We start from the raw sequence: 22,398 nt of genomic DNA on the forward strand, positions 1-22,398 counted from the left end.
CGGGCCGCTACACGCGCGGGCGCGCCCGCAGCTCCGGGGCCGGCCGGGGGGCCCGCTCGGTCAGGTCGCCGCCGGTCGCGGCGGTCGCCTCCACCAGCCGGTCCACGCCCTGCAGCGCCGCGCGCGCGCAGTCCGCCTGCGGCCCGGTGACCGGGTAGCTGCCGCGCCGGCCGCGATGCGCCTCGAGCAGCTCGAGCAGCGCGGCCCGCCCCGCCGTGCCGGGCGCGTGCGCGGTCCAGGTCGGCGCCACGTAGCGCTGCATCACGTCGAGCAGCGAGCGGAAGCGGATCCAGCGGTGGTCCTCCCAGCGGAACCGGTCGCGCAGCCGCTCGCCGGCGGCGGCGCCGCGCGCGGCGAGCCGCTCGATCACCTCCGGCGGCATCTCGAGGTTCAGCCCGCCCTCGTCCGCGGCGTGCGACACGTGCACGATGCGGTCGCGGTAGCCCGGCGCGGCGAGCTGCATCTCGTCCACCCAGGTCTGCATGGTGGTCACCACCGCGGCCAGGAACCGGAGCGGCGCGGCGCGCCCCTCGCCCAGGCGGTGCCAGCGCTGCGCGATGCCCGAGGCGTTGTTCGCGGGCAGCCACGCGCCGAGGGGATGATCGGGGTGCTGCTCGCGGAGGTCGATCGCGAACGTGGGGCGGGTGGGCAGGGCCGCGTCGAAGAAGTGGATGGGGATGTTCGAGCAGATCCCGCCGTCGGAGAACCAGGCCCGCTCCAGCTCCGGCCGGGCGCGCCGCCGCTGGTTCCGCTTGCGCGTCCAGTCCACGCCGTACAGCGGCACCGCCCCGAGGAGCAGCGGGAAGCTGAGGCTCATGCGCGCGAGCACCACCACCGGCAGCCCGGGCCCGCGCGGGAACAGCACCAGCGACGGATCGTGCGCGGGGAGCCGCACGCGCCGGCCGTCGGTGCGCGCCCGGCGCTCCGCCTCCTCGGCGCGTCCGGCCTCCACCAGCCGGTCCACCACCTCGCCCGGGAACAGCGCCCGGAACTCCGCCTCGCGGAAGAAGAACACCGGGTCGTCGGGGTGGAGCGGCAGGCGGAACGGGCGCTGGTGCGTGACGCTGGTGGTGGTGACCTCGAGGCGCAGGCCGTGGCGCTCGAGGTCGCCGAGCGTGAGCACCTCGCGCGTGCCCGCCAGCCGCTGGATGAGCCCGTGCAGCCAGGGGGTGAGCGGCGGCGGCCGGTCTCCGCCGGGCGGCGCGAAGCCGCTGCACACGCCGAGCCCGTTGGCGGCGATGGCGCCGAGCGCCGCGGCGCCCGACATCGCGATCGCGCCGAGCGCGGAGAGCACCAGCACCGCGACGGCCGAGAGCGCCACCGCGATCGCGGCCGCGGCGCCCTCCTGCCGCGCCGCGAGCGCGCCCACCGCGCCGGCGAGCAGGAGCCCGGCGAGCGCCACCCAGCAGCCGGGCGCCGCGAGGACGAGCGGCGCGAGCGCGCGCGCCACCTTGCCGGCCGCGCTCCGGCCGCGGGCGGCGCCGAGCAGCGCCTCCAGCACGGGCCGGGTGCGGCGCGACGGCTGGAACAGCGAGCCGAGCCGGGAGCGGCCGTCCGGGAGCCGCTCGCCGAGGCTGGCCGGGAGCGCCGCCAGGCCGGCGAAGCCGGCGCCCTCGGCGGTCGCGCCGGTCTGGCGCCCGTACTCGGCCGCCACCGCCGCCGCGGCCGCGATCGCGCCTGCGGACGACCCGCCCACCGAGCGGAAGCGGTACCGGCGCGCCAGCTCCACCAGCGCGAGCGGGTACACGACGCCGCTCGTGATGCCGCCCTTCATCACCAGGTCGCACTCCAGGAGTCCGTCGGCGCTTCCCGTTCCGGTCTGCATGCGGTGCCCTCGCGGCTGGTCCAGCGAGGCCACTTTGCCATCGGTGAGGGGCTTGTCGAGCGGGCGACCGCGAGGGGACGCGCCGGCCCCGGCGCGCAGGGCTGGGCCATCGGCGGCGCCCCCGCCCGAGCGCGGCGGCCCGGGCTGCGGGCGCACATGTCGAGGCCGGAGGTCCTCCGATGACCCGAGATCCCGCCCCGGGCGCCTGGCCCGAGCTGCCGCTCGCCCAGTGGGACGCCACCCGGTACGCGCTGCACATGTGGACGCAGATGATGGGCAAGACCCTGCTGGCCTGCGCCGCGCCGCTGAACCACTGGTGGCACGTCGCGCTGCGGGTCTCCGCCCGCGGCCTCGCCAGCGCGGCGGCCATCCCCACCCGCGACGGCTGCCTCGACCTCGAGCTCGACCTCGTCGAGCACGCGCTCGTGGTGCGGACCGAGCGGCGCACGGTGTCGATCCCGCTCGTCACGCGATCGGTGCACGCGTTCTACGACGAGTACCTGGCCGTGCTCGACGCGCTCGGCGTCCGCGTCCGCCTGTGGCCGGTGCCGGTCGAGGTGCCGGATCCGGTCCCGTTCGATCGGGACGACGCGCCGCGGCCGTACGACGCCGAGGCGGCGCACCGGTTCTGGCAGGTGCTCCGGCGCTGCGCGGCGGCGCTCGAGGCGCTCGGCGACGGGTTCGTCGGCAAGCAGAGCCCGGTGCACTTCTTCTGGGGAGGCTTCGATCTCGCGGCGACGCGCTTCTCCGGGCGCCGCGCGCCGGCGCGGCCGGGCGTCGACGCGATGATGCGCGAGGCGTACTCGCACGAGGTGATCTCGTGGGGCTTCTGGCCGGGCGGCGCGGCCATGAGCGGGATCCGCGTGGACGAGCCGGTGCTGTTCGCGTACGCGGCGCCCGAGCCGGCGGGCTTCCGCGACGCGGACCCGGGGGCAGCGGCGGCGCGCTACGACGGGCGCCTGGGCGAGTTCCTGCTCCCCTACGCGGCGGTCCGCGCCGCGCCGGATCCGGCCGCCGAGATCCGGGCGTTCTGCGAGGCCACGTACCGGGCCGGCGCGAGCCGGGGCGGCTGGGATCGCGCCGCGCTGGAGCGCACCGCCGGCCCGCCCGCGGCCGGCCCGTGACCGCCGCTGCGCCGCCCCGCCTCGCCCGGCCGCCGGATGGTGTAGAACGGACGGCCCGGCACGGAGGCGAACATGGACGTGGTCACCCGGCAGATCCGCAGCGAGATGGAGGGCGCCTCCTGGATCCGGCGCATGTTCGACGCCGGCCTGGAGCTGAAGCAGCGCATCGGCGCGGACCAGGTGTTCGACTTCAGCCTGGGCAACCCGGACGTCCCGCCGCCGGCCGCGGCCGCCGCCGCGCTGCGCGACCTCGCCGGAGAGGTCACCGCGCCCATGGGGCTCGGCTACTGCCCGAACGCCGGGCTGCCCTCGGTGCGCGCCGCGCTGGCGCGCCGGCTCGCGGCCGAGCAGCAGGCGCCGGTCGAGGCGCGCCACCTGGTGCTCACCTGCGGCGCCGCCGGCGGGCTGGTCACGTTCTTCCGCGCGGTGCTGGAGCCGGGCGACGAGGTGCTCTGCTTCGCGCCGTACTTCGTGGAGTACGGCGCCTACGCCGGCCACTTCGGCGGCGTGCTCCGGGCGGTGCCGTCGATCGTCCCGGACTTCACGCCCGACCTCGCCGCGCTGGAGGCCGCCATCGGCCCGCGCACGCGCGTCGTGCTGGTCAACTCGCCCAACAACCCGACCGGCCGCATCTACGACGCCGCCACCATGCAGGCGCTCGGGGCGCTGCTCTCGCGCGTCAACCAGGGGCGCGAGCGGCCGGTGTTCCTCGTCTCCGACGAGCCGTACCGCCGGCTCGCCTACGGCGGCGCGGCGGTGCCGGCGATCCTCCCGCTCACCCCGTTCTCGCTGGTGGTGGGCTCGTTCTCGAAGAGCCTGTCGCTCGCCGGCGAGCGCGTGGGCTACCTGCTGGTGAACCCCGCCATGCCCGACGCGCAGGTGCTGGTGGACGCGCTCACGCTCACGAACCGCACGCTCGGCTTCGTGAACGCGCCGGTGGTGGGACAGCGGCTGGTGGAGGCGCTGGTGGACGAGAGCGTGGACGTGGGAGTCTACGACCGGCGCCGCCGGGCCATGGCCGAGGCGCTCACCGGGGCCGGGATCTCGTTCCACCTGCCCGAGGGCGCGTTCTACTTCTTCCCCGAGGTGCCGGGCGGCGACGACCAGGCGTTCGTGCGGCTCCTGCTCGAGGAGAACATCCTGGCCGTGCCCGGGCGCGGGTTCGGGATGCCCGGCTACATGCGGCTCACCTTCTGCGTGGACGAGCAGGTGATCCGGCGCGCGGCCCCGGGCTTCGCGCGGGCCGCCCGGAAGGCGCGCGGCGGCTAGGCCCCGGCGGGCGCCTCCGAGGTCCAGCCCTCGGAGATCCAGCCGCGGTGCGCGTGCCGGAGCAGCGCCGCGTGCTGCCGGCGCGCCGCGAGCAGCCGCGCGTCCTCGGCGAACGTGGTCGGGTAGACCGCGAGCGCGTCGCGCGGGCGCATCTCCCGGTCCACGTTCACGAACGTGAACAGGCACGAGTTGGAGAGCGCGCGCACGGTCCGGTCGCGGCTGCGCCGCTCGATGCTCGCCTCGACCGACACGAAGCTGCCGGCGGTGTGCACCACGCGGCAGGAGAAGTGGAGCGTGTCCCCGAGGCGCACCGGGTGGAAGAAGTTCACCCGGTTCACGGCGGCGAGCACCGGCCGCTCCGGCGCGGCGTGCTCGGCGCAGATCGAGGACAGCTCGTAGGCGCGCCGCATCACGTAGCCGCCGAAGATCTTCCGCGGCACGTTCTCCTGCTCCGGGAACATCCGCTCCCAGGCGTCGGTCGCGAGCTCGGCCGCGAGCAGCCCGGTGAACCCGGGCACGTCCTGCGCGCGGTGGAGCCCGCGGAGCAGCTCGAACTCCGCGCGGTCCGGCGGCTCGTCCGACGCGGCCAGGTGGCGCCGGTACTCGTCGCGCCGCTCCAGCGCCCGCCGCTCCCGGTGGCGCGCCCGCTCGCCGGGGTACTCGAGCGGCGGCAGCGGCACGCTGCGCGCCTCGTCGCCCTCGCCGAGCCGGGCCACCATGGTGAAGTAGCAGGACGCCACGTGGAGCGGCGGATCGCCGGGCTGCGTGACCCGGATGCCCACCTCCATCGAGGTCCGGCCCACGTGGTTCACGCGCGCGGACAGCTCGAGATCGCGCTCCACGTCGGGCGGGTGGCGCACGAGGATGTTGTCCACAGCGGCGGTGACCACCCGCGCCTGCGGGTGCGCGCTGCGGGCGTAGTCGAGCGCGGCCTCCTCGGCGAGCTTGTCGAGCGCCTCGAGCAGCAGGCCGAAGCGCAGGTTCCCCTGCAGCGGCTCGTCCACCACCATGAAGCGCCGGCGCAGCGCGAGGTCGCGGGAGAGCGGCAGGGTCAGCGTTCGGTCGGTCTGGGCGGGCGTCATCCTCGATCTCCGGTCGCGGCGCGTGGCGGGCGCCGGGCTCGATGTTCTTAGCCTCGTGCCCCGCGGCGCGCCGCCGCACGCGCGCCGCGAACGCGCAAGACGATCCCACCGCGCGGGCGGCAAGCCCGCCCCACCGGCGCCGGCCACCGCGCGGGACGCCCGTCGCCCCGCGCACCTCCGCGTCGGCGCCCCGGTTGCAGAGCAGGCCGCGCACACAACGTGACGGCCGGGCGCGCCCGGCCTCCAAGGAGAGCCCGATGAAGCGGATGCTGCTCGTGATGGCGCTCGCGCTCGCGATGGCGCCGGTGGCGAAGGCGCAGGAGCCCACCCCGGAGTCGGGCCTGATGGTCCGGCTGCGGGCGCTCTACCTCTCCCCGTCCGACCGGTCCGACGCGATCCCCGCCCTCGGCGTCCCGAAGGACGCGATCACCGTGAGTGACAAGGTCATCCCGGAGGTCGATCTCTCCTGGTTCTTCAACCGCTACCTCGCGGCCGAGCTCATCCTGACCTACCCGCAGGAGCACGACGTGAAGCTGTCGGGCACGAAGATCGGCACGTTCAGCCACCTGCCCCCGACGCTCACCGTGCAGGGCCACCTGCCGCTCGGCCGGGTGAAGCCGTACCTCGGCGCCGGCGTGAACCTCACGCTCGTCACCGACACGAGCCTGAACGTGCCCGGCGTGGGCAAGCTCGAGCTGGAGGACTACAGCTTCGGGTTCGCGGCCCAGGCGGGCCTGGACGTGCAGGTGACCGGGCGCTGGTACGTCAACGCGGACGTGAAGTACGTCACGATCCGGTCCGACGTGAAGGCGGGCGGGACGAAGGTGAGCGAGGTCCGCGTCGATCCGTGGCTGATCGGCGGCGGGGTCGGTTACCGGTTCTAGACGGGAGGCGACCCGGCCGCGCGCGTGACGTGCGCGTTCTTGCGCGGGCCCTGCGCCAACCTGCGCGTTCAGCCGGCGCGCGCCCGCTGGTATCTCCCCGTCGTCCGCGACCGCGGGCGACGGGGAGGAGGTCGCAGCCATGAGGGACGCGAGGGAACCGGGCGAGCCAGCGGCGGCGGGCGGCGCGGACCGGGCTGCATCCCGCGGCGAGGGCCTCGACGGCGCGACGCTCGCGCACGAGCTGAAGAACCCGCTCACGGCGGTGAAGGCGCTGGTGCAGCTCGGGCTGGCCAACCCGCGGGAGGCCGCGTCGCACGAGCGGCTCGAGCAGGTGGCGCGGGCCGTCGAGCGGATGGAGCGGATCCTGCGCGACTACCTCGCCTCGGCGCGCGGGATGGCCGAGCTCGCCCCGGCGCAGGTCGAGGTCGGCCCGCTCGTCACCGGCGTGCTGCAGGGGCTCTCGGCGCGCGCGAGCGAGGCGCGGGTGCGCCTGGTGGCGCGCGGCGACGCGACGGTCGAGGCCGATCCGCGGCGGCTCGAGGAGGCGCTCGTCAACCTGGTCGCGAACGGGATCGAGGCCACCCCGCCGGGCGGGGAGGTCGCGGTGGAGGTGCTGTCGTCGGCGGAGGGCGCCGAGCTGGTGGTGCGCGACACCGGCAGCGGCATCACGGCCGACGCGCTCGAGCGGCTGGGCACGCCGTTCTTCAGCACCCGGTCCGGGGGGAACGGGCTGGGCGTCGCGCACGTGCGGTCGGTGATCGCGATGCACGGCGGCTCGCTCCGCTACGAGAGCGAGCCCGGGAAGGGCACGGTGGTCCGGGCCACGCTGCCCCGGCGCGCCCGGGCCGCCTGAGTCAGAGCAGCGCGGCCGCCGCCAGCGCGAGCACCGCCACCGCGGTGCCGGCGCACCAGTCGCGGGCGCGGGGCGGGGGCGCGCCGGTCCAGGCCTCCGGGCGATCGAGCCGGCGCGCGGCCACCGCCAGCGTCTGGTCCCAGGTCATGCGCGCGAGGTTGCGCGTGCCGGCCTCGACCACCAGCGCCAGCGCGCGGGTCCTCGACAGGCGGACCCGGCGCGCCCGCAGGGCGGCGCGCGCGGCCTCGAACGCGGCCAGCGCGCGCGGGACGAAGTGCACCATGAGCAGGAGCGCGAGCGAGGCGGTCCAGGCGCGATCGCGCAGCACCGGCCGCGTCAGCGTCGCGAGCGCGAGCCCCAGCGCGCGCGGGGTGACGAGCGCGCTCACCGCCGCGCCGAGCAGGAGCAGCGCCGCGAGCCGCAGGCAGAGGAGGCCGGCGGTGGCGAGCGCGGCCGGGGGCGGGACGCCGCCGGCGAGGTCGAGCGCGAGCTTCACGCCGCCCCACAGGAGCGCGAACCCGCCCGCCCACCGCGCCAGCCGGCGCGCCTCGCGCGCGGTCGCGCCGGACGCCGCCAGCGCCGCCGCGAAGCCGGCCGCGTAGAGCGCGTTGGCCGCGGCGCCGGCGCGCCACACCAGCACGCCGAACAGCAAGGCGAGGAGCAGCACCACCCGGCCGTCCACCTCGGCGAGCGGACCGCGCGCCCGCCGCGCGGCGGGCCAGGACGGCGCCCCGGTCACGCCCACGGGTCGAGCCCGTGCGCGGAGAGCCACGCGCCCGGCGGCCGGACCCCGTGCCGCCGCAGCAGCGGGAACACCGCCTCGGCCGCGCCGTCCGCCACCAGCCGACCGCGCTCCAGCACCAGCCAGCGATCGGCGAGGTCCGCCAGCGCCTCGAGGTCGTGCGCGGCCACGACCTGGGTGACGCCGGCGGCCCGGTTCGCGGCGAGCACCGCGCGCACCTCGCGGATGGCCGGGTAGTCGAGCCCGGCGAACGGCTCGTCGAGCAGCAGCACCTCCGGCGCGTCGCGGAGCGCGGTTGCGATGCAGAGCTTCCGCCGCGTGCCGAGCGAGAGCGCGTGGACCGGCGCCGCGAGGTCGGCGAGGCCGAGCCGTGCCGCGAGCGCCCGGGCCGCGTCGCGCGCGGCGGCGTCGCCGGGCGGCAGGCCGAGCAGCAGGTCCTCCTCCACGGTCGCGCCGATGATCTGCTGATCCGGATCCTGCAGCACGAGCGCGGCGCGGCGGCGGATGGCCTCCTCGGCGCCGGGCGAGGCGTCGCCGCCCACCGCGAGCGTGCCGGCGCTGGGCGTGAACAGCCCGGCCAGGAGCGCGAGCAGCGTGGACTTGCCGGAGCCGTTCGCGCCCACCACCGCGCAGAGCGCGGCGCGCGGCAGCGCGAAGCCGATCGCCTCGAGCGCCGGTCCGCCGGCGCCGAACGCGTACCCGAGCCCGTCCGCGCGGATCATGCCGGCGCGAGCCCCTGCGCCCGCAGCCGGCGGGCCACCCACAGCGCCACCACCACCTTCACCACGTCGAACGGCAGGAACGGGACCACGCCGGCCACGATCGCCTGGCGCGCGCCGAGGTGGAGCACCGCCGCCAGCCAGGCCGCGCCGACGAGGTAGGCGGCCGCGAGCGCCGCTGCGCCCGCCGCGAGCCCGGCGGCCCAGCCGAGGGGGCCGCGCCGCGGGACGAGGCCGGTGAGCGCCGCCGCGACCACGAAGCCGAGCAGGTAGCCGCCGGTCGGCCCGAGCACCACCCCCAGCCCGGCGGCGCCGCCGGCGAACACCGGCAGGCCGAGCACGCCCGCCGCCACGTACAGCGCCACCGCCGCCGCGCCGCGCGCCGGGCCGAGCAGGTAGCCGGCCAGGAACGCGAACAGCGGCTGGAGCGTGATGGGGACCGCGCCGATGGGGACCTGGATCCAGGCGCCCACCGCGATGCAGGCCGCGAGGAGCGCCGTCCAGACCAGCCGGTGCACGCGGGCGAGCGGGGGAGACGGGGCGGGGCGCGGCGGGGCGGGGTCGGTGTTCGGGGCGGGCATGGCTGGGCTGCGTGGCCGCGGGTGCGGCGCGCCAAGGAACCACCTCCGGCGCGTGGGCGCAAGGGCGCGCACGGGCGAGGCGCGCCGCCCGCCGGCGCGTTAGATCGTCGCCGGCCATGACCTCCCGACCCGCGCTGCCGCTCGTCCACGTGGTGCGCCCGCCGCGCGTCCCGTCCGCGCACCCGCCGCTGCTGGTGCTGCTGCACGGCATCGGCGCCGACGAGCGCGACCTGCTGCCGCTCGCCGCCCACCTCGATCCGCGCTTCCTCGTCGTGTCGCTGCGCGCGCCGAACCAGGCCGAGCCCATGGGCTTCGCCTGGTACGCCATCGACTGGCGGACGTCGCCGCCGCGCCACGACGCGGCGCAGGCGGCCGCCAGCCTCGACATCCTGGTGGCGTTCCTGGCCGCCGCGCCCGCCGCGCTCGGCACCGATCCGGCGCGCACGTTCCTGTTCGGCTTCAGCCAGGGCGCGGCCATGTCGCTCGCCGCCGCCCTGGCGCGCCCGGAGCTGGTCCGCGGCGCGGTGCTCCACTCCGGCCGCCCGCTGCCGGGCCAGCCCGCGCCCGCGGGCGAGCTGGCCGGCCTGGAGGTGCTGGTGCTGCACGGGCGCGCCGACCCGGTGCTCCCGCCGGAGCACGGTCGCGCCATCCGCGACCTGCTCGCCCCCGCGCTCGGACCGCGCCTCGTCCACCGCGAGCTCGACGGCGCCCACGAGGTCACCGCCGAGACGCTGGGCGAGGCGGCGCGCTGGCTCTCGGCGCGCCTGGGATAGGCTCGCGCCGTGCGCCCGCGCTCCCTCGCCGTCGGTCTCGCCGTCGCCGTCTCGTGCGCCGCCGCGCTCGCGCCGGCGCGCCCGCTCGCCGGCCCGCCGTACACCACCGACGATCCCGAGCCGGTGCCGTTCCGCCACTGGGAGGTCTACCTCGCCACCGCCGACCAGTGGTCGCACGCGGACGGCTGGGGCGGCACCTGCCCGCACCTCGAGGTGAACTACGGCGCCGTCCCGGGCGTGCAGCTCCACCTCGTCGCGCCGCTCGCCTGGGTGCGGCCGCCGGGCGGGCCCGGTCACGCAGGGCCCGGCGACACCGAGCTGGGCGCGAAGTGGCGCTTCGTGGCCGAGGGCGAGCGCCGGCCGCAGGTGGGCGTGTTCCCGCTGGTCGAGCTGCCCACCGGCGACGATCGTCGCGGGCTCGGCGCCGGGCGCACGCAGGTGTTCCTGCCGGTGTGGGTGCAGAAGAGCCTGGGCGAGTGGACCACCTACGGCGGCGGCGGGTACTGGCTGAACCCGGGCGCGGGGAACCGGAACTGGTGGCTCGTGGGGTGGCAGGCGCAGCGTCGGGTCGCCGAGGGTGTGGCGCTCGGCGCGGAGGTGTTCCACTCGAGCGCGCGCGAGATCGGCGGGGGCGGCGACACGCGGTTCAACGTCGGCGCGGTCCTCGATCTCGGCGAGCTGCACCACGTGCTCGTGTCGGCGGGCCGCGCGCTCGGCTCCCGCGCCGCGCAGGCCTACCTCGCGTATCAGCTCACCTTCGGCCCTGGCGGCGGATCGGAGCAGCCCCCCGGGAACGGCGCCCCGCGCTGACCGGGCCGCGCCCGCCCTCCAGCACCCCGAGCGCCGCCGCCTGCCGGCGCAGCAGCTCCACCAGCGCGGCCGCGGCCGGCGAGAGCGGCCCGCCGCGCCGGCGCCGCACCAGCGCGGTGTCGCGGAACACCGGCGGGAGGTCGCGCACGGCGACCTCCACCAGCGTGCCGCGCGCCAGGTCCTCCGCGACGTAGGTCCGCACGAAGAACCCCACCCCCGCGCCCTCCAGCGCCAGCGCGCGCGCCGTCTCCATGGGGATCTCCACCGGCGTGCCGGCCTGCTCGGCGAGGCGGGTGAGGAGCGGGTGCTGCCCCTGCCACCAGCGCAGGCGGAACATGGGCCGGCCCAGCCGGACCAGCTCGTCGGCGGCGAGGTCCGCGCGGGTGGTGACGGGGTGGCCGGGGCGCGCCACCAGCAGCACCGGCTCGTGGAACCGCAGCACGTCCTGCAGCTCGGCGGCGACCGGCTCGGGGCACGGCCAGGTCACGATCCCGAGATCGACCAGCCCGTCGAGCAGCAGCGCCACGATCCGCTCGTGGTCGCCGGCCCGCACCAGGCACTCGACCTCCGGGTGGCCGCGGACGAACGCGCCCAGGGCCGGCCCCACCAGCCCGCCCGCCACCGAGCCGAGCGTGCCGAGCCGCACGCGGCCGCGCTGGCCGACCTGCGCCAGCCGCGCCGCCTCCAGCCCCTCGGAGAGGACCTCGAGCGCGCGCCGCGCATACGGCAGCAGGCTCTCGCCGAGCGCGGTGAGCGCCACCCGCCGCCCCCGCGTGAAGAGCGCGCCCCCGACCTGGTCCTCCAGCGCGCGGATGCGCGCGCTGACCGCGGGCTGCCCGAGGCCGAGCGCGATGGCCGCGCGGGTGAAGCTCGCCTCCCGCGCCACCTGATCGAACGCCGCCAGCTGCTCCCGGTCCATGCCGCGCCTCCATCGAGGACGTCGATGCGAACTATACGGTGCATCGGGTGCGTCAATCGAGGCGCCGGCGCTATGTTGAGCGGGTCGGGGGCGGCACCGCCCCGCGGAGGACGCCATGAAGCGGATCCGGATGGCCACGCTCGACGACGCCGGGGACGTCGCGGAGATCTACGGCGCGGTGGTGGCGGGCACGCCCATCTCCTTCGAGCTGGAGCCGCCCGGCCCCGGGGAGATGGCGCGCCGGATGGCCGCGGTGCTCGAGCTGGCGCCGTGGCTGGTGTGCGAGGAGGACGGCCGGGTGGACGGGTACGTCTACGCCTCGCGCCACCACGAGCGCGCCGCCTACCGCTGGAGCGTGGACGTGACGGTGTACGTGCGCGAGGGCCGGCGCCGCGGCGGCCTCGGGCGCGCGCTCTACACCGCGCTCCTCGAGCTGCTCCGCGCGCAGGGCTTCCACGCCGCGCACGCCGGGATCACGCTGCCGAACGCCGGGAGCGTGGGGCTGCACGAGGCGCTCGGCTTCCGGCCCATCGGCGTGTACCCGCGCGTCGGCTGGAAGATGGGCGCGTGGCACGACGTCGGCTACTGGCAGCTCGAGCTGCGCGAGCGCACCGGCGCCCCGGGGCCGATCCTGCCGGTGGACGCGCTCCGGCGGTCGGCCGCCTGGGATCGCGCCATCGCCGCCGGCGAGGCGCTCCTCGCGCGGTAGCCGCCGCACCCCGCCGCCGGCCCTTGCGTCCGTCCCCACGCGCTCGCCTCCCGGGTGTATGGATGACCGCTTCGGCGGCGCGCGCGGCGCGCATCGGGAGGAGCGATGGCAGAGGCGACGGCGAGGCAGGGCGGCACGGTGGTGGTGGTGAACGCCGAGCAGATGGGGCGCGGCGACGACGGGCTCGGGGCGAAGCTGCTCGGGAACTACCTGCGCACGCTCGCCTCGCTCGAGCCGAAGCCGGAGGCCATCGTCTTCTACAACGGCGCGGTGCGGCTGCTCGGGCCCGGCTCGGCGCACCTGGAGGCGCTGCGCCAGCTCGACGACGCCGGCGTGGACCTGCTCGCGTGCATCACCTGCCTCGAGTTCTTCCAGCTCACCGGCAAGCTCGAGGTCGGGCACGTCAGCAACATGCGCGAGATCGCGCAGCGCACGCTGGCGGCCGCGAAGGTGATCACCCTGTGAGGAGCGCCGCCCATTCGCGGGGAGCCCTGCTGCGGCGCACGCTGGCTGCCTGCGCCGGGCAGACTCGTCCCTGTGCTGCTCGACGTGCCTACGGGCACGCCTGCGCTGCTCGGTCCTCGTGTGCCCGGCTCGGCGACGCCATCGTGTGCCTCGCGACGGGCCCCACGCGAACGGGAGGCGCTGTGAGCCAGGAGGCGTCATGACGCTCGCGACACGCAGGCTGGGCAGCCAGGGGCTCGAGGTCTCGGCGCTCGGCCTGGGCTGCATGGGGATGAGCCAGTCGTACGGCGAGGCCGACGAGACCGAGTCGATCGCGACGCTGCACCGGGCGCTCGAGCTGGGCGTGACCTTCCTCGACACGGCCGAGGTGTACGGACCGTTCCACAACGAGGAGCTGCTCGGCCGCGCGCTGGCCGGGAAGCGCGACCGGGCGGTCGTCGCCACCAAGTTCGGCTTCCAGATCGGCGGCGGCGCGCGCACCGGCGCGCTCGACAGCCGGCCCGAGCACGTGCGCGAGGCGGTGGAGGGCTCGCTGCGGCGCCTGCGCACCGACCGGATCGATCTCCTCTACCAGCACCGCGTCGATCCGGCGGTGCCGATCGAGGACGTGGTCGGGGCCATGTCCCGGCTGGTGGAGGAGGGCAAGGTGCGCTACCTCGGCCTCTCCGAGGCAGGCGCGAGGACCATCCGCCGCGCCCACGCCGTCCACCCCATCACCGCCCTGCAGAGCGAGTACTCGCTGTGGGAGCGCAATCTCGAGCCGGAGATCCTGCCGGCGCTCCGCGCGCTGGGCATCGGCCTGGTGGCGTTCTCGCCGCTCGGGCGCGGCTTCCTCACCGGCGCGGTGCGCCGGGCCGAGGAGTACCCCGAGACCGACTTCCGGCGCCGCGACCCACGCTTCCAGGGCGCGAACTTCGACGCGAACGTGCGCGCCGCCGACGCCGTCCGCGCGCTCGCGGCGCGGAAGGGCGCCACGCCCGGGCAGCTCGCGCTCGCGTGGCTGCTGCACCGGGGCGAGGACGTCGTGCCCATTCCCGGCACGAAGCGCCGCCGCTACCTCGAGGAGAACGTCGCGGCCGCCACGATCGCGCTCTCGCCCGAGGAACGGGCCGAGCTGGACGCGGCGCTCTCGCCGGAGAACGTCTCCGGTCCTCGCTACGACGACGAGCGGATGCGGACGGTGGACCGGTAGGCGTGGCGACGCGTCGCGCCTACTCCGGCGGGCGCAGCACCTCGTACCCGCCCAGCTCGGACCGGATCCGCCACCGGGCCAGCGCCGCCGTCCGGTCGAAGCCGATCCGCTCGTAGTGCGCGCGGACCGCCGCTGCGGCGGCGTCGAGCGCCGCCCGGCTCTCCCACACCGCGAGCGTGATGAGGCCGAAGCGCGAGGGCCCGCCGGTCCGGCGGAACACGAGGTGCCCGCGGAAGCCGGGCAGGCCGGCGAGGACCTCGAGGTTGCCGCGCATCGCCGCCTCGAACTCGGCGCGCGCGTCCTCGGGGACCTCGAACGCGTCGATGCGGAACTGCAGGGAAGGATCGCTCTCGAGCGGGGTGGTGAGCAGGGTCATGCCCCGGGATCTGGCGCGCGCGCCCGCCGGGCGATTGTACGAATTCATGGCCTTGCGCCCGGCCCCTTCCGGCGCCAGGTACCGGTCGTGCAGGTGCGAACGTTCCAGCCGGGACCGGCGCTCGCGGACCTCGTCCGCTGCTTCCAGATCGTGGAGGCGCCGGAGGAGGCGACGCGCACGCTCCTGCCCGACCCGGGCGCGGTGGTCGCCTTCCGCTACCGGGGCGCCGCCGCGCTCGTCGAGGACGGGGAGGCGACGCGGATCCCGGACGCTTCGATCACGGGGCCGCGGGGCACGAGCCGGCGCATCCGGACGTTCGCCGGCGGAGCCCTGGTGGTGGCGAAGCTCCGCGAGGACGGCGCCGCCCGGCTCCTCGGCGTCCCGGTGGACGAGCTGTACGGGGCCGTGCTGCCGGCGGACGTGCTCGCCCCGCGCGCCGACGTGGACCGCGCCGCCGCCCGGATCGCCGGGGCGGCCAGCGACGAGGAGCGCGTGGCGAGCCTGGAGGCGTTCCTGCGCGCTCGCGGGGGCCCGCGCGCCCCGGACCGCCTCGTCGGCGCCGCGGTCCAGGCCATCCGGGCGCGGCGCGGCTGCCTGCGGATCGCAGCGCTCGCCCGGGAGCTCGGCGTCGGCCAGGACGCGCTCGAGAAGCGCTTCCGCCGGGTGGTCGGCACCTCGCCGAAGCGGCTCGCCTCGCTCCTGCGCCTGCACCACGCGGTCGAGGTCCACCTCGGCGGCGCGTCACTGTCGAGCGCGCCGTACCAGGCCGGCTACTCGGATCAGTCGCACTTCATCCGCGAGTTCCGGGCCGTCACGGGCGAGCCGCCCGGACGCTACTTCGCCGCGGGCACCCACGGCTGACGAGGGCGCGGGCTCAGCGCACCCGCTTCAGGCGGGCTTCCGTGTACGTCGTGAAGTCCTTCCCGGGCGCCGCCAGCTCGAACACTTCCACGAGCTCGTCCGGTCCCTCGAAGCGATAGGTCTCGCGGGCGCGCCAGCCCGGCGCGATGTTCTCGATGGCCTCGCTGGTGAAGACGAGCGGGCTCGCCGGCGGCGATCCCGCCGGCGCCGCGTAGGTGTTCACGAACCCCTCCAGGTGGAACTGCCGCAGCACGTGGACGCTCCGCGCGCGATCGAGGCTGATGTAGCCCACGTCCTCGTGCAGCTCGCCCTCGCGGTTCCCCTCCTGCGGCGGGTAGGTCGAGGCGTTGCGCACCTCGATGAAGCGGTCGCCGAGGACGAGGCGGTACTCGCGGCGCACCGTGCCGGTGCCCGGGGCGCCGCGGCTCGTGCCCTCCCAGACGCCCAGGAAGCCACGGAACGCCGCCCAGCGGTCGGGCGCCTGCGCCGCCGCTGCCGCCGCCGCGCCGCCGGGCTTCACCGGGCCCGGATCGGCCGCCGCGGCCGGGGTGGCGAACGCGCAGAGCGACAGCGTCAGCAGGACGGGGACGCGGACGGGAGCGAAAGGGCGCATCCCCGGACTGTACCGCAGCGCGCTCGAGCCGGCGCGCGCCGCGCCGCGTACGCCCGGCCTCAGCGGCGTCCAGGTCCGCCCGCCGCCTCCGCGTCGGCGAGGCGCCGCTCCAGCTCCTCGATGCGGGCCCGCAGCGGCGCGGTCGCCGCCTCGACCTCGGCCTCCGTCCACCGCGGCGTGATGTGCTGGCTGCAGTTCCAGTCGAACGCCGCCACCTCCACCACGAGGGCGCGCTCGACCCGGGCCGCGGCGGGCGGGGGCCCGAGCGCCGCGAGGAGCGCCGGCTCCTCCGGCCCCACCAGCCGCGCGTGGCCGAGCAGCTTCAGCCGCGTGCGCGCCGGGTAGTCCATGAAGAACAGCGCCACCCGGTCGTCGTGCGTGACGTTGCCGACCGTGACGTACTGCCGGTTGCCGCGGTAGTCCGCGAACCCGATCGTCCGCGGCCCGAGCACGCGCACGAAGCCCGGCGGCCCGCCGCGGTGCTGCACGTAGGGCCAGCCGGTCTCGCCCACGCTCGCGAGGTAGAAGCTGTCGCGCGCGGCGATGAACCCGGCCTCGTCCGGTCCGAGCGCGTCGTGGTGGTCGGGGCCGGCCTCCATCCGCGCGTACGCGGCCCGGCTCCCCATCGCCTCCTGCGCCGCGCGGACCGACGGCGTGAAGGCGAGCTCGGCGAATCGGTGTCCCATGGTTGGCGCTCCGTGAGCGGGGGCCGGCCCCGCCCGCGCCCGGCGCCGTGACGGCGGCCGGACGCGGGCGGGACGGGCCGGCTCAGTTCCCCGCCGCCTTCGCGGGCACCGCGCGCCCGAGGAACTCGCGGATGAGCCGCGCGATCTCCGGCCCGTGCGTCTCGAGCGCGAAGTGGCCGGTGTCGAGGAGGTGGACCTCCGCCGACGGGTTGTCGCGGCGGTACGGCTCCGCGCCGGCGGCCACGAAGATGGCGTCGTTCTTCCCCCACACCACCAGCGTGGGCGGGCGGTGCGAGCGGAAGTAGGCCTGCCACGCCGGGTAGAGCGGGAGGTTGGTGCGGTAGTCGTAGAACAGGTCGAGCTGGACCTCCTGGTTGCCGGGACGATCGAGCCGGGCCTGGTCCACCGTCCAGGTGTCCGGGCTGACGAGCGACGGGTCGGGCGCGCCGTTCGTGTACTGCCAGTGGGTCGCCTTCAGCGAGGTGAGCCAGCGGATCGCCTCGCGGTCCGCGGCGCTGCCCGAGGCCCAGTACGCCTTGATGGGATCCCAGAACTCGCGGATGCCCTCGTCGTACGCGTTGCCGTTCTGGACCACGAGCGCGGTCACGCGCTCCGGGTGCGCGGTGGCGAGCCGGAAGCCCACCGGCGCGCCGTAGTCCATCACGTAGAGCGCGTAGCGCCGGAGCCCGAGCCGCTCGGTGAGCGCCTCCACCACCTGCGCGTAGCGGTCGAACGTGTAGGAGAACGCGTCGCGGGCCGGCATGGCGGAGTGGCCGAAGCCGGGGTAGTCGGGCGCGATGACGTGGTAGCGGTCCGCGAGCGCCGGGATGAGGTTCCGGAACATGTGCGAGGATGTCGGGAAGCCGTGCAGCAGGAGGATCGCCGGCGCGCCGGGGCGGCCGGCCTCCCGGTAGAAGACCTCCACGCCGTCGAGGTTCACGGTGCGGTAGCGGACCTGCGCGGCGGTCGAGGCCTGCCGCGCCGGGGCCGCGGCCGTGCGGGACGGCAGCGCGGCCGGGGCGAGCGCCAGCGCCGCGAGGAGCGCCGCGGCGAGGGGCCGCGCGGGGCGGCGGGTCGGGGGGATGGGGATCACGTGGACCTCTCTCGTTCAACGCGGGGGCGGGAGTGCCCCCGGACGCGAGAGAAGGTGGCGCGGGCGGCCGCCCGAAAGAATACGTGGTGCGCGCAAGGCATTCTTCCGCGGAGAGGAACGATGGACCGGCTGCACCAGCTCCAGGTGTTCGTGGCCGTGGCGGAGGCGGGCGGGTTCGCCCGGGCGGGCGCGCGGCTCCGCCTCTCGCCGCCCGCGGTGACGCGCGCGATCGCCGCGCTGGAGGGGCGGGTCGGCGCGCGCCTGTTCAACCGCACCACCCGCACCGTCCGGCCCACCGAGGCCGGGCTCCGGTTCCTCGACCCCGCGCGCCGGGTGCTCGCGGACCTCGAGACCGCCGAGCGCGAGGCCGCCGGCGAGGGCGCGGCGCCCTCCGGCCACCTGACGCTCACCGCCTCGGTGACGTTCGGGCGGTGGGCGCTCGCGCCGGTGGTGCGCGCGTTCCTGGGCCTGCACCCGGGCGTCACCGCCTCGCTCGTGCTGGTGGACCGCGTCGTGAACCTGGTGGAGGAGGGCGTGGACGTGGCGGTGCGCATCGGCCAGCTCCCCGACTCGGATCTGGTGGCGCGGAAGGTCGGCGAGATCCGGCGGGTGCTGGTGGCGAGCCCGGCGTACCTGCGCGCGCACGGCGCCCCGTCCTCGCCCGCCCGGCTGCGAGCGCACGCGGCGATCGCGTTCACCGGCCTGCAGGCAGGGCGCGAGTGGCGCTTCGTGGACGGCGGCCGGCCGGTGGCGGTGCCCGTCGCGCCGCGCCTGGTGGTGAACGACGCGCTCGCGGCGCTGGACGCCGCCGAGGCCGGCGACGGCATCACGCTCGCGCTCTCCTACATGGTGGCGGAGCGGATCGCCGCCGGGCGGCTCGTCCCGGTGCTGGGCCGCTTCGCCCCGCCGCCCGTGCCGGTCCAGCTCGTCCACCCGCACGCGCGGCTGGTCGCGCCCAAGGTGCGCGCGTTCGTGGACTTCGCCGCGCCGCGCCTCGCGGCGGCGATCGCCGGCCTACCGCCCATCCCGGAGCGGTCGCCGAGATCGCCGCGACGCCCGGGCGGCGCTACTCGCGCATGAGCGGGTTCGACCGCGTGCTCGCGGCGCCGGGCTCCCGGGACAGCCGGGCCCAGTGGCGGTCGCTGGGGAAGTGCGAGATCAGTCCCGCGAACGCGATCGCGAACAGCGCGAGCGCGCGCAGGTCGCGCGTCACCATGAACACCACCACCGCAAACAGCGCAGCGCCCTCGCACAGCGCGGCGGCGATGATGAGCCGGGTGCGCGCCTGCTCCTCGACGTTGATCGCCTCACCGCCGGCCTTTCCGACCAGCCGCGCCCGGACGGCCCACAGCCACGACAGCGGCACCTCGACCAGCACCAGCGCGACGAGCACGAGGAGCAGCGGCTGCACGATGCCCGGCGCCGGGTCGCCGGCCAGCGGCAGCGCGAGCGCCACCACCAGGAACAGCGCCGGGCCCGCGACGAGCGCGCCCCAGATCATCGCCGCGGTACGGCGCTCGGGCGAACGGTCCATTGCCACCTCCGTGGACGCACAGTGTACCTCGCCACCAGGGCGCGGGTCGCGTAATGGGTCCGCGGGACGCCAGCCTGCCACGCGTCACCGGTACCCGGTGACGTCCGCCGGCTTCCCCGGATCCTGCACCTCGACCATGTAACGCCACGCGTCGGGCCGGCTGCCGTCCACGTCGGTGAAGCCGTAGACCTTCGCGAGCTGGCCGCTCGAGAGCGACTGGCCGTTCCAGCGCGCCACGTCCGGATCGCTCGCCAGCGCCGCCACCGCCCGGCCGACGAAGGCCGGCGTCTCGGAGATGGCGAAGTGCGGCTGGTGCTTCAGCGCGTCGCGCCAGTTCGCCTCCGTCACGCCGAACACCTCGAGCATCAGCTCCGAGCGCAGCCAGCCCGGGGTGAGCGCCACCGCCGTCCCGCGGTGCGGCGCGAGCTCGTGCCCGAGCGACCAGGCCATGCGCAGGTTCGCGGCCTTGACGAGGTCGTAGAAGAACGACACGCGATAGTTCCGCGCGTTGTAGTCGGCGGTGCCGTCGGTCACCTCCACCATCAGCCCGCCGGGCGAGCGGATGAGCAGCGGCAGCGCGTGGTGCGCGGTGATGGCGTGCGTGTCCACCGCGAGCCGGAGCGTGTGGAGGCCGTACTCGAGGTCGGACTCCCAGACCGTCTTGTTCCACTCCATCTTCGTGCCGCCGAAGATGTCGTTCACGAGCACGTGCAGCGCGCCCTGCTCACGGTCGATCCGCTCCACCAGCGCGCGCACCTCCGCCGGCATCAGGTGATCCACCGCCACCGCGATGCCGCGCCCGCCGGCGCGCGTCACCCGCTCGGCCGTCTCCTCGATGGTCTCGGGCCGGTCCATCTCCGAGCGCCGCGCCCGCGTGCTGCGTCCGGTGCAGTACACCGTCGCACCCGCGGCGCCGAGCTCGACCGCGATCCCGCGCCCCGCCGCGCGCGTCGCGCCGGCCACGAGCGCGACCTTTCCTTCCAGGGGCTTCGTCATGGTCTGGGTCTCCTCCGGCTCGGGCCCGACCATTTACTCCCGGCGAACGGCGCCTGCCACCGCTTGCGCCCGCCTCCCCATCGGTGGCATCGGCCCCGGGGCTCGGCTGCGCCCCGGGTCGTGCCCCTCGCCCGGCCGCTTCCCCAAAGAGCCGCGCATCGGTGCTGGACGCCGCGGCGGCGCGCGACGACCGTCGTCGGCATGGGCACGGCCGGCACCCGCACGGCGAACGACGGCGTCGCGCCGTTCCGCGGAAACGATCGCCTGCTGGTCGGGATCATCCTGGGGGTCCTGACCTTCTGGCTGTTCGCGCAGACGACGCTCAACATCGCGCCCGACATGCGCCGCGACCTCGGCACCGGCGAGAGCGTGATGAACATCGCCGTCGCGCTCACCGCGCTGTTCTCCGGCATCTTCATCGTGGTGATGGGCGGCCTCGCCGATCGCGTCGGGCGCGTGAGGATGGTCCGGCTGGGATTCCTGGCGAGCATCGCCGGCTCGCTGCTGGTCGGCCTCGCGCCGGCCGGCGGGCTGGCGACGGCGTTCCTCCTGGCGGGACGCGCGCTGCAGGGGCTCTCGGGCGCGTGCATCATGCCGGCGAGCCTCGCGCTCGTGAAGGCGTACTGGGACGGCGCCGAGCGGCAGCGCGCGATCAGCCTGTGGTCGATCGGCTCCTGGGGCGGCTCCGGGGTGTGCTCCCTGTTCGGCGGGCTCGTGAGCCAGAACCTGGGGTGGCGCTACATCTTCTTCGCCTCGGTGGGCGTGGCCGTCGCCGGCCTGCTGCTGCTGCGCGGGACGCCGGAGAGCCGGGCCGACGGCGGCGCGGCCGACTACCGGTTCGACCTCGCCGGCGTGCTCACGTTCATGGTCGCGATGGTGGCCCTGCAGGTGGTGGTCACGCAGGGGAACCAGCTCGGGTGGACCAGCCCGGCGTCGCTCGGCCTCGCCGCGGCCACGGTCGTCTTCGGCTGGCTGTTCCTCCGGGTCGAGCGCCGGGCCCGCAGCCCCTTCATCGACTTCGGCCTGTTCCGGAGCTCGACCTACACCGGCGCGACCGTCTCGAACTTCCTGCTGAACGGCGTCGCCGGGACGCTGATCGTGTCGCTGCAGCTGGTGCAGGTGGGCGGTGGCATGACCGCCCAGCGCGCCGGCGTCCTGACGCTGGGCTACGCCGTCGCCATCATCGCGTTCATCCGCGTGGGCGAGAAGCTGCTCCGGCGCTTCGGCGCGCGCCGGCCCATGCTCTGGGGCTGCGTCATCACCGGCGCCTCGATCCTGCTGCTCGCGCCGTCCAACGTGATGCTGGCGCGGTACGAGGCGATGGCCGTGATCGGCTACACCTTGTTCGGCGTCGGGCTGGCGTTCTACGCGACGCCGTCCACCGACGCGGCGCTCTCCAGCCTGCCCGCGTCGCAGGCCGGCGCCGGGTCCGGCCTCTACAAGATGGCCTCGTCCCTCGGCGCCGCGTTCGGCGTGGCCATCTCCGCGGCGATCTTCACCGCGCTCCGGGCCGCGCCGCAGAGCGTGCGCTGGCTCGAGGGCGTGATCACGTTCCAGGGCCGGCAGGACAACCTCGCCGTGCGCGAGGCCGCCATCGTCGCGCTCGGCTTCAACGAGCTGATGGTCGTCGTCGCGATCGTCTCGATCGTCCTCACCATCCCGCGGGGCGAGCGGGCCCGGGGCGCGTGAGCGCCTCGCCCGCGTCGGCGCGCGCCAGGCGCACGATGGTGGTGATGTTCGCGGCGGCGATGAGCGACTCGAGCACCGTGCCGCCGACCGAGCCGGCGAGGAGGTTGTTCGCGAGCCAGGCGAACGTGCTGGTGAGGAGCACGAGCCGCATCGGGATGCCCTGCATCGTGAAGACGGCGATCGCGCCCAGGCACGAGCCCGCCACCGGGACCCACCCCGTCCCGCGGGTCCCGACCCCGATCGCCAGGGCCACGTTCACCGCGATGGCCGCCGCGGCGAGCCACGCCGACCGGTAGCGGATGGAGAGCAGCGTGCGGACGCCCGACACGCCCGCGCTCGTCGCCGCCGGCGGCCGGCCCAGCAGCGCGAAGTGGAAGACGTAGGCGACGCACTCCGCCGTCACGAGCTGCTTGAGGCGCCGGTCGTCGCGCTGGAGGAAGCCGGTGACCCCGAGGACCAGGGCCACGTACCCGGCCACCTGGGCCGGGGAGAAGAGGTGCATCGCGGAACGCTCCTGAAGGGCGCGGATGCTGCCACGCGGCCGCGAAGCGTGCAATCCGGCGGGAGCCCGGCCAGGACGGACTCCCGGACGCACCCGGGGCC

25 protein-coding genes are annotated in these 22,398 nt (G+C 76.2%); 12 read left to right on the plus strand and 13 right to left on the minus strand.

Features of this window, described 5'->3' with window-relative positions:
- Positions 1 to 7: 7 nt before the first annotated feature.
- Positions 8 to 1,825 carry a patatin-like phospholipase family protein gene (locus ANAEK_RS02785; RefSeq protein ID WP_012524634.1) on the minus strand — a complete coding sequence of 606 codons (1,818 nt, stop codon included), beginning with the start codon at positions 1,823 to 1,825 and terminating at the stop codon, positions 8 to 10.
- Between the two features lie 179 nt (positions 1,826 to 2,004).
- On the opposite strand from ANAEK_RS02785, the gene ANAEK_RS02790 reads away from it, so the two are divergent.
- Together ANAEK_RS02790 and ANAEK_RS02795 are read left to right on the plus strand one after the other, a co-directional pair.
- Positions 2,005 to 2,949: a DUF5996 family protein gene (locus ANAEK_RS02790; protein ID WP_012524635.1), complete on the plus strand. Its 945-nt coding sequence runs from the start codon at positions 2,005 to 2,007 to the stop codon at positions 2,947 to 2,949.
- 72 nt (positions 2,950 to 3,021) lie between these two features.
- The gene (locus ANAEK_RS02795) at positions 3,022 to 4,218 is read left to right on the plus strand and encodes a pyridoxal phosphate-dependent aminotransferase (RefSeq protein WP_012524636.1); all 1,197 of its coding nucleotides are present in this window, start codon (positions 3,022 to 3,024) and stop codon (positions 4,216 to 4,218) included.
- Here the strand turns inward: ANAEK_RS02795 and ANAEK_RS02800 are convergent.
- Positions 4,215 to 5,300 (minus strand): hotdog domain-containing protein, encoded by a 1,086-nt coding sequence (locus ANAEK_RS02800; protein ID WP_012524637.1) that lies wholly within the window; start codon positions 5,298 to 5,300, stop codon positions 4,215 to 4,217. The two genes, ANAEK_RS02795 and ANAEK_RS02800, sit on opposite strands and share 4 nt — an antisense overlap.
- Before the next feature lie 257 nt (positions 5,301 to 5,557).
- Here ANAEK_RS02800 and ANAEK_RS02805 point away from each other — a divergent pair, with 257 nt between their 5' ends.
- Together ANAEK_RS02805 and ANAEK_RS02810 are read left to right on the plus strand one after the other, a co-directional pair.
- Entirely contained in the window at positions 5,558 to 6,184 is a 627-nt protein-coding gene (locus tag ANAEK_RS02805; protein WP_012524638.1) for an OmpW family protein, read from the plus strand.
- Between the two features lie 139 nt (positions 6,185 to 6,323).
- Positions 6,324 to 7,037, plus strand: a complete 714-nt coding sequence (locus ANAEK_RS02810) for a HAMP domain-containing sensor histidine kinase (protein ID WP_012524639.1) — start codon at positions 6,324 to 6,326, stop codon at positions 7,035 to 7,037.
- A 1-nt stretch (position 7,038) separates the two neighbouring features.
- Here ANAEK_RS02810 and ANAEK_RS02815 read toward each other — a convergent pair whose 3' ends face one another.
- Genes ANAEK_RS02815 through ANAEK_RS02825 form a run of 3 tightly spaced genes read right to left on the minus strand, consistent with a single transcriptional unit; the run spans position 7,039 to position 9,079 of the window.
- Positions 7,039 to 7,776, minus strand: a complete 738-nt coding sequence (locus ANAEK_RS02815) for a hypothetical protein (protein ID WP_012524640.1) — start codon at positions 7,774 to 7,776, stop codon at positions 7,039 to 7,041.
- Complete coding sequence (locus tag ANAEK_RS02820) at positions 7,773 to 8,501, minus strand: energy-coupling factor ABC transporter ATP-binding protein (protein ID WP_012524641.1); 729 nt, start codon at positions 8,499 to 8,501, stop codon at positions 7,773 to 7,775. Before ANAEK_RS02820 ends, ANAEK_RS02815 begins: the two co-directional genes overlap by 4 nt.
- Complete coding sequence (locus ANAEK_RS02825) at positions 8,498 to 9,079, minus strand: biotin transporter BioY (RefSeq protein WP_012524642.1); 582 nt, start codon at positions 9,077 to 9,079, stop codon at positions 8,498 to 8,500. The genes ANAEK_RS02820 and ANAEK_RS02825 overlap by 4 nt, the downstream gene beginning before the upstream one ends.
- Positions 9,080 to 9,195: 116 nt before the next feature.
- Here ANAEK_RS02825 and ANAEK_RS02830 point away from each other — a divergent pair, with 116 nt between their 5' ends.
- Both ANAEK_RS02830 and ANAEK_RS02835 read left to right on the plus strand, forming a co-directional pair.
- The gene (locus tag ANAEK_RS02830; protein ID WP_012524643.1) at positions 9,196 to 9,852 is read left to right on the plus strand and encodes an alpha/beta hydrolase; all 657 of its coding nucleotides are present in this window, start codon (positions 9,196 to 9,198) and stop codon (positions 9,850 to 9,852) included.
- Between the two features lie 9 nt (positions 9,853 to 9,861).
- Entirely contained in the window at positions 9,862 to 10,662 is an 801-nt protein-coding gene (locus tag ANAEK_RS02835) for a hypothetical protein (protein ID WP_012524644.1), read from the plus strand.
- On the opposite strand, the gene ANAEK_RS02840 is transcribed toward ANAEK_RS02835, so the two are convergent.
- A complete protein-coding gene (locus tag ANAEK_RS02840; protein WP_012524645.1) occupies positions 10,604 to 11,581 on the minus strand; it encodes a LysR family transcriptional regulator in 978 nt (325 codons plus the stop codon). The two genes, ANAEK_RS02835 and ANAEK_RS02840, sit on opposite strands and share 59 nt — an antisense overlap.
- Positions 11,582 to 11,696: 115 nt before the next feature.
- Here ANAEK_RS02840 and ANAEK_RS02845 point away from each other — a divergent pair, with 115 nt between their 5' ends.
- The 3 genes from ANAEK_RS02845 (at position 11,697) to ANAEK_RS02855 (ending at position 13,947) form a co-directional block, all read left to right on the plus strand.
- A complete protein-coding gene (locus ANAEK_RS02845) occupies positions 11,697 to 12,290 on the plus strand; it encodes an arsinothricin resistance N-acetyltransferase ArsN1 family B (protein WP_012524646.1) in 594 nt (197 codons plus the stop codon).
- Positions 12,291 to 12,395: 105 nt separating this feature from the next.
- The gene (gene yedF, locus ANAEK_RS02850; RefSeq protein ID WP_012524647.1) at positions 12,396 to 12,755 is read left to right on the plus strand and encodes a sulfurtransferase-like selenium metabolism protein YedF; all 360 of its coding nucleotides are present in this window, start codon (positions 12,396 to 12,398) and stop codon (positions 12,753 to 12,755) included.
- A 199-nt stretch (positions 12,756 to 12,954) separates the two neighbouring features.
- Positions 12,955 to 13,947: an aldo/keto reductase gene (locus ANAEK_RS02855; RefSeq protein ID WP_012524648.1), complete on the plus strand. Its 993-nt coding sequence runs from the start codon at positions 12,955 to 12,957 to the stop codon at positions 13,945 to 13,947.
- A 19-nt stretch (positions 13,948 to 13,966) separates the two neighbouring features.
- Here the strand turns inward: ANAEK_RS02855 and ANAEK_RS02860 are convergent, their stop codons facing one another.
- Positions 13,967 to 14,323, minus strand: coding sequence for an antibiotic biosynthesis monooxygenase (locus ANAEK_RS02860; RefSeq protein WP_012524649.1), 357 nt, complete (start codon positions 14,321 to 14,323; stop codon positions 13,967 to 13,969).
- A gap of 87 nt (positions 14,324 to 14,410) precedes the next feature.
- On the opposite strand from ANAEK_RS02860, the gene ANAEK_RS02865 reads away from it, so the two are divergent.
- Complete coding sequence (locus ANAEK_RS02865; RefSeq protein ID WP_012524650.1) at positions 14,411 to 15,184, plus strand: helix-turn-helix domain-containing protein; 774 nt, start codon at positions 14,411 to 14,413, stop codon at positions 15,182 to 15,184.
- A gap of 13 nt (positions 15,185 to 15,197) precedes the next feature.
- Here the strand turns inward: ANAEK_RS02865 and ANAEK_RS02870 are convergent, their stop codons facing one another.
- From ANAEK_RS02870 to ANAEK_RS02880, 3 genes are all read right to left on the minus strand, one after another.
- Positions 15,198 to 15,797 (minus strand): hypothetical protein, encoded by a 600-nt coding sequence (locus ANAEK_RS02870; protein ID WP_012524651.1) that lies wholly within the window; start codon positions 15,795 to 15,797, stop codon positions 15,198 to 15,200.
- 59 nt (positions 15,798 to 15,856) lie between these two features.
- Positions 15,857 to 16,483, minus strand: coding sequence for a pyridoxamine 5'-phosphate oxidase family protein (locus ANAEK_RS02875; protein WP_012524652.1), 627 nt, complete (start codon positions 16,481 to 16,483; stop codon positions 15,857 to 15,859).
- A gap of 82 nt (positions 16,484 to 16,565) precedes the next feature.
- Positions 16,566 to 17,576 carry an alpha/beta fold hydrolase gene (locus ANAEK_RS02880; RefSeq protein ID WP_012524653.1) on the minus strand — a complete coding sequence of 337 codons (1,011 nt, stop codon included), beginning with the start codon at positions 17,574 to 17,576 and terminating at the stop codon, positions 16,566 to 16,568.
- 120 nt (positions 17,577 to 17,696) lie between these two features.
- On the opposite strand from ANAEK_RS02880, the gene ANAEK_RS02885 reads away from it, so the two are divergent.
- Positions 17,697 to 18,656, plus strand: a complete 960-nt coding sequence (locus tag ANAEK_RS02885; protein ID WP_012524654.1) for a LysR substrate-binding domain-containing protein — start codon at positions 17,697 to 17,699, stop codon at positions 18,654 to 18,656.
- Here ANAEK_RS02885 and ANAEK_RS02890 read toward each other — a convergent pair.
- Together ANAEK_RS02890 and ANAEK_RS02895 are read right to left on the minus strand one after the other, a co-directional pair.
- Positions 18,643 to 19,110 (minus strand): hypothetical protein, encoded by a 468-nt coding sequence (locus ANAEK_RS02890; RefSeq protein ID WP_012524655.1) that lies wholly within the window; start codon positions 19,108 to 19,110, stop codon positions 18,643 to 18,645. The two genes, ANAEK_RS02885 and ANAEK_RS02890, sit on opposite strands and share 14 nt — an antisense overlap.
- Positions 19,111 to 19,194: 84 nt before the next feature.
- A complete protein-coding gene (locus ANAEK_RS02895; RefSeq protein ID WP_041454174.1) occupies positions 19,195 to 20,106 on the minus strand; it encodes an SDR family oxidoreductase in 912 nt (303 codons plus the stop codon).
- 201 nt (positions 20,107 to 20,307) lie between these two features.
- Between ANAEK_RS02895 and ANAEK_RS02900 the strand changes: the two genes are divergently transcribed.
- Complete coding sequence (locus ANAEK_RS02900; protein WP_012524657.1) at positions 20,308 to 21,795, plus strand: MFS transporter; 1,488 nt, start codon at positions 20,308 to 20,310, stop codon at positions 21,793 to 21,795.
- Here the strand turns inward: ANAEK_RS02900 and ANAEK_RS02905 are convergent.
- Positions 21,758 to 22,297 (minus strand): YgjV family protein, encoded by a 540-nt coding sequence (locus ANAEK_RS02905; protein WP_012524658.1) that lies wholly within the window; start codon positions 22,295 to 22,297, stop codon positions 21,758 to 21,760. The two genes, ANAEK_RS02900 and ANAEK_RS02905, sit on opposite strands and share 38 nt — an antisense overlap.
- Positions 22,298 to 22,398: the final 101 nt, after the last annotated feature.

Source organism: Anaeromyxobacter sp. K (assembly GCF_000020805.1).
Classification (GTDB): domain Bacteria; phylum Myxococcota; class Myxococcia; order Myxococcales; family Anaeromyxobacteraceae; genus Anaeromyxobacter; species Anaeromyxobacter dehalogenans.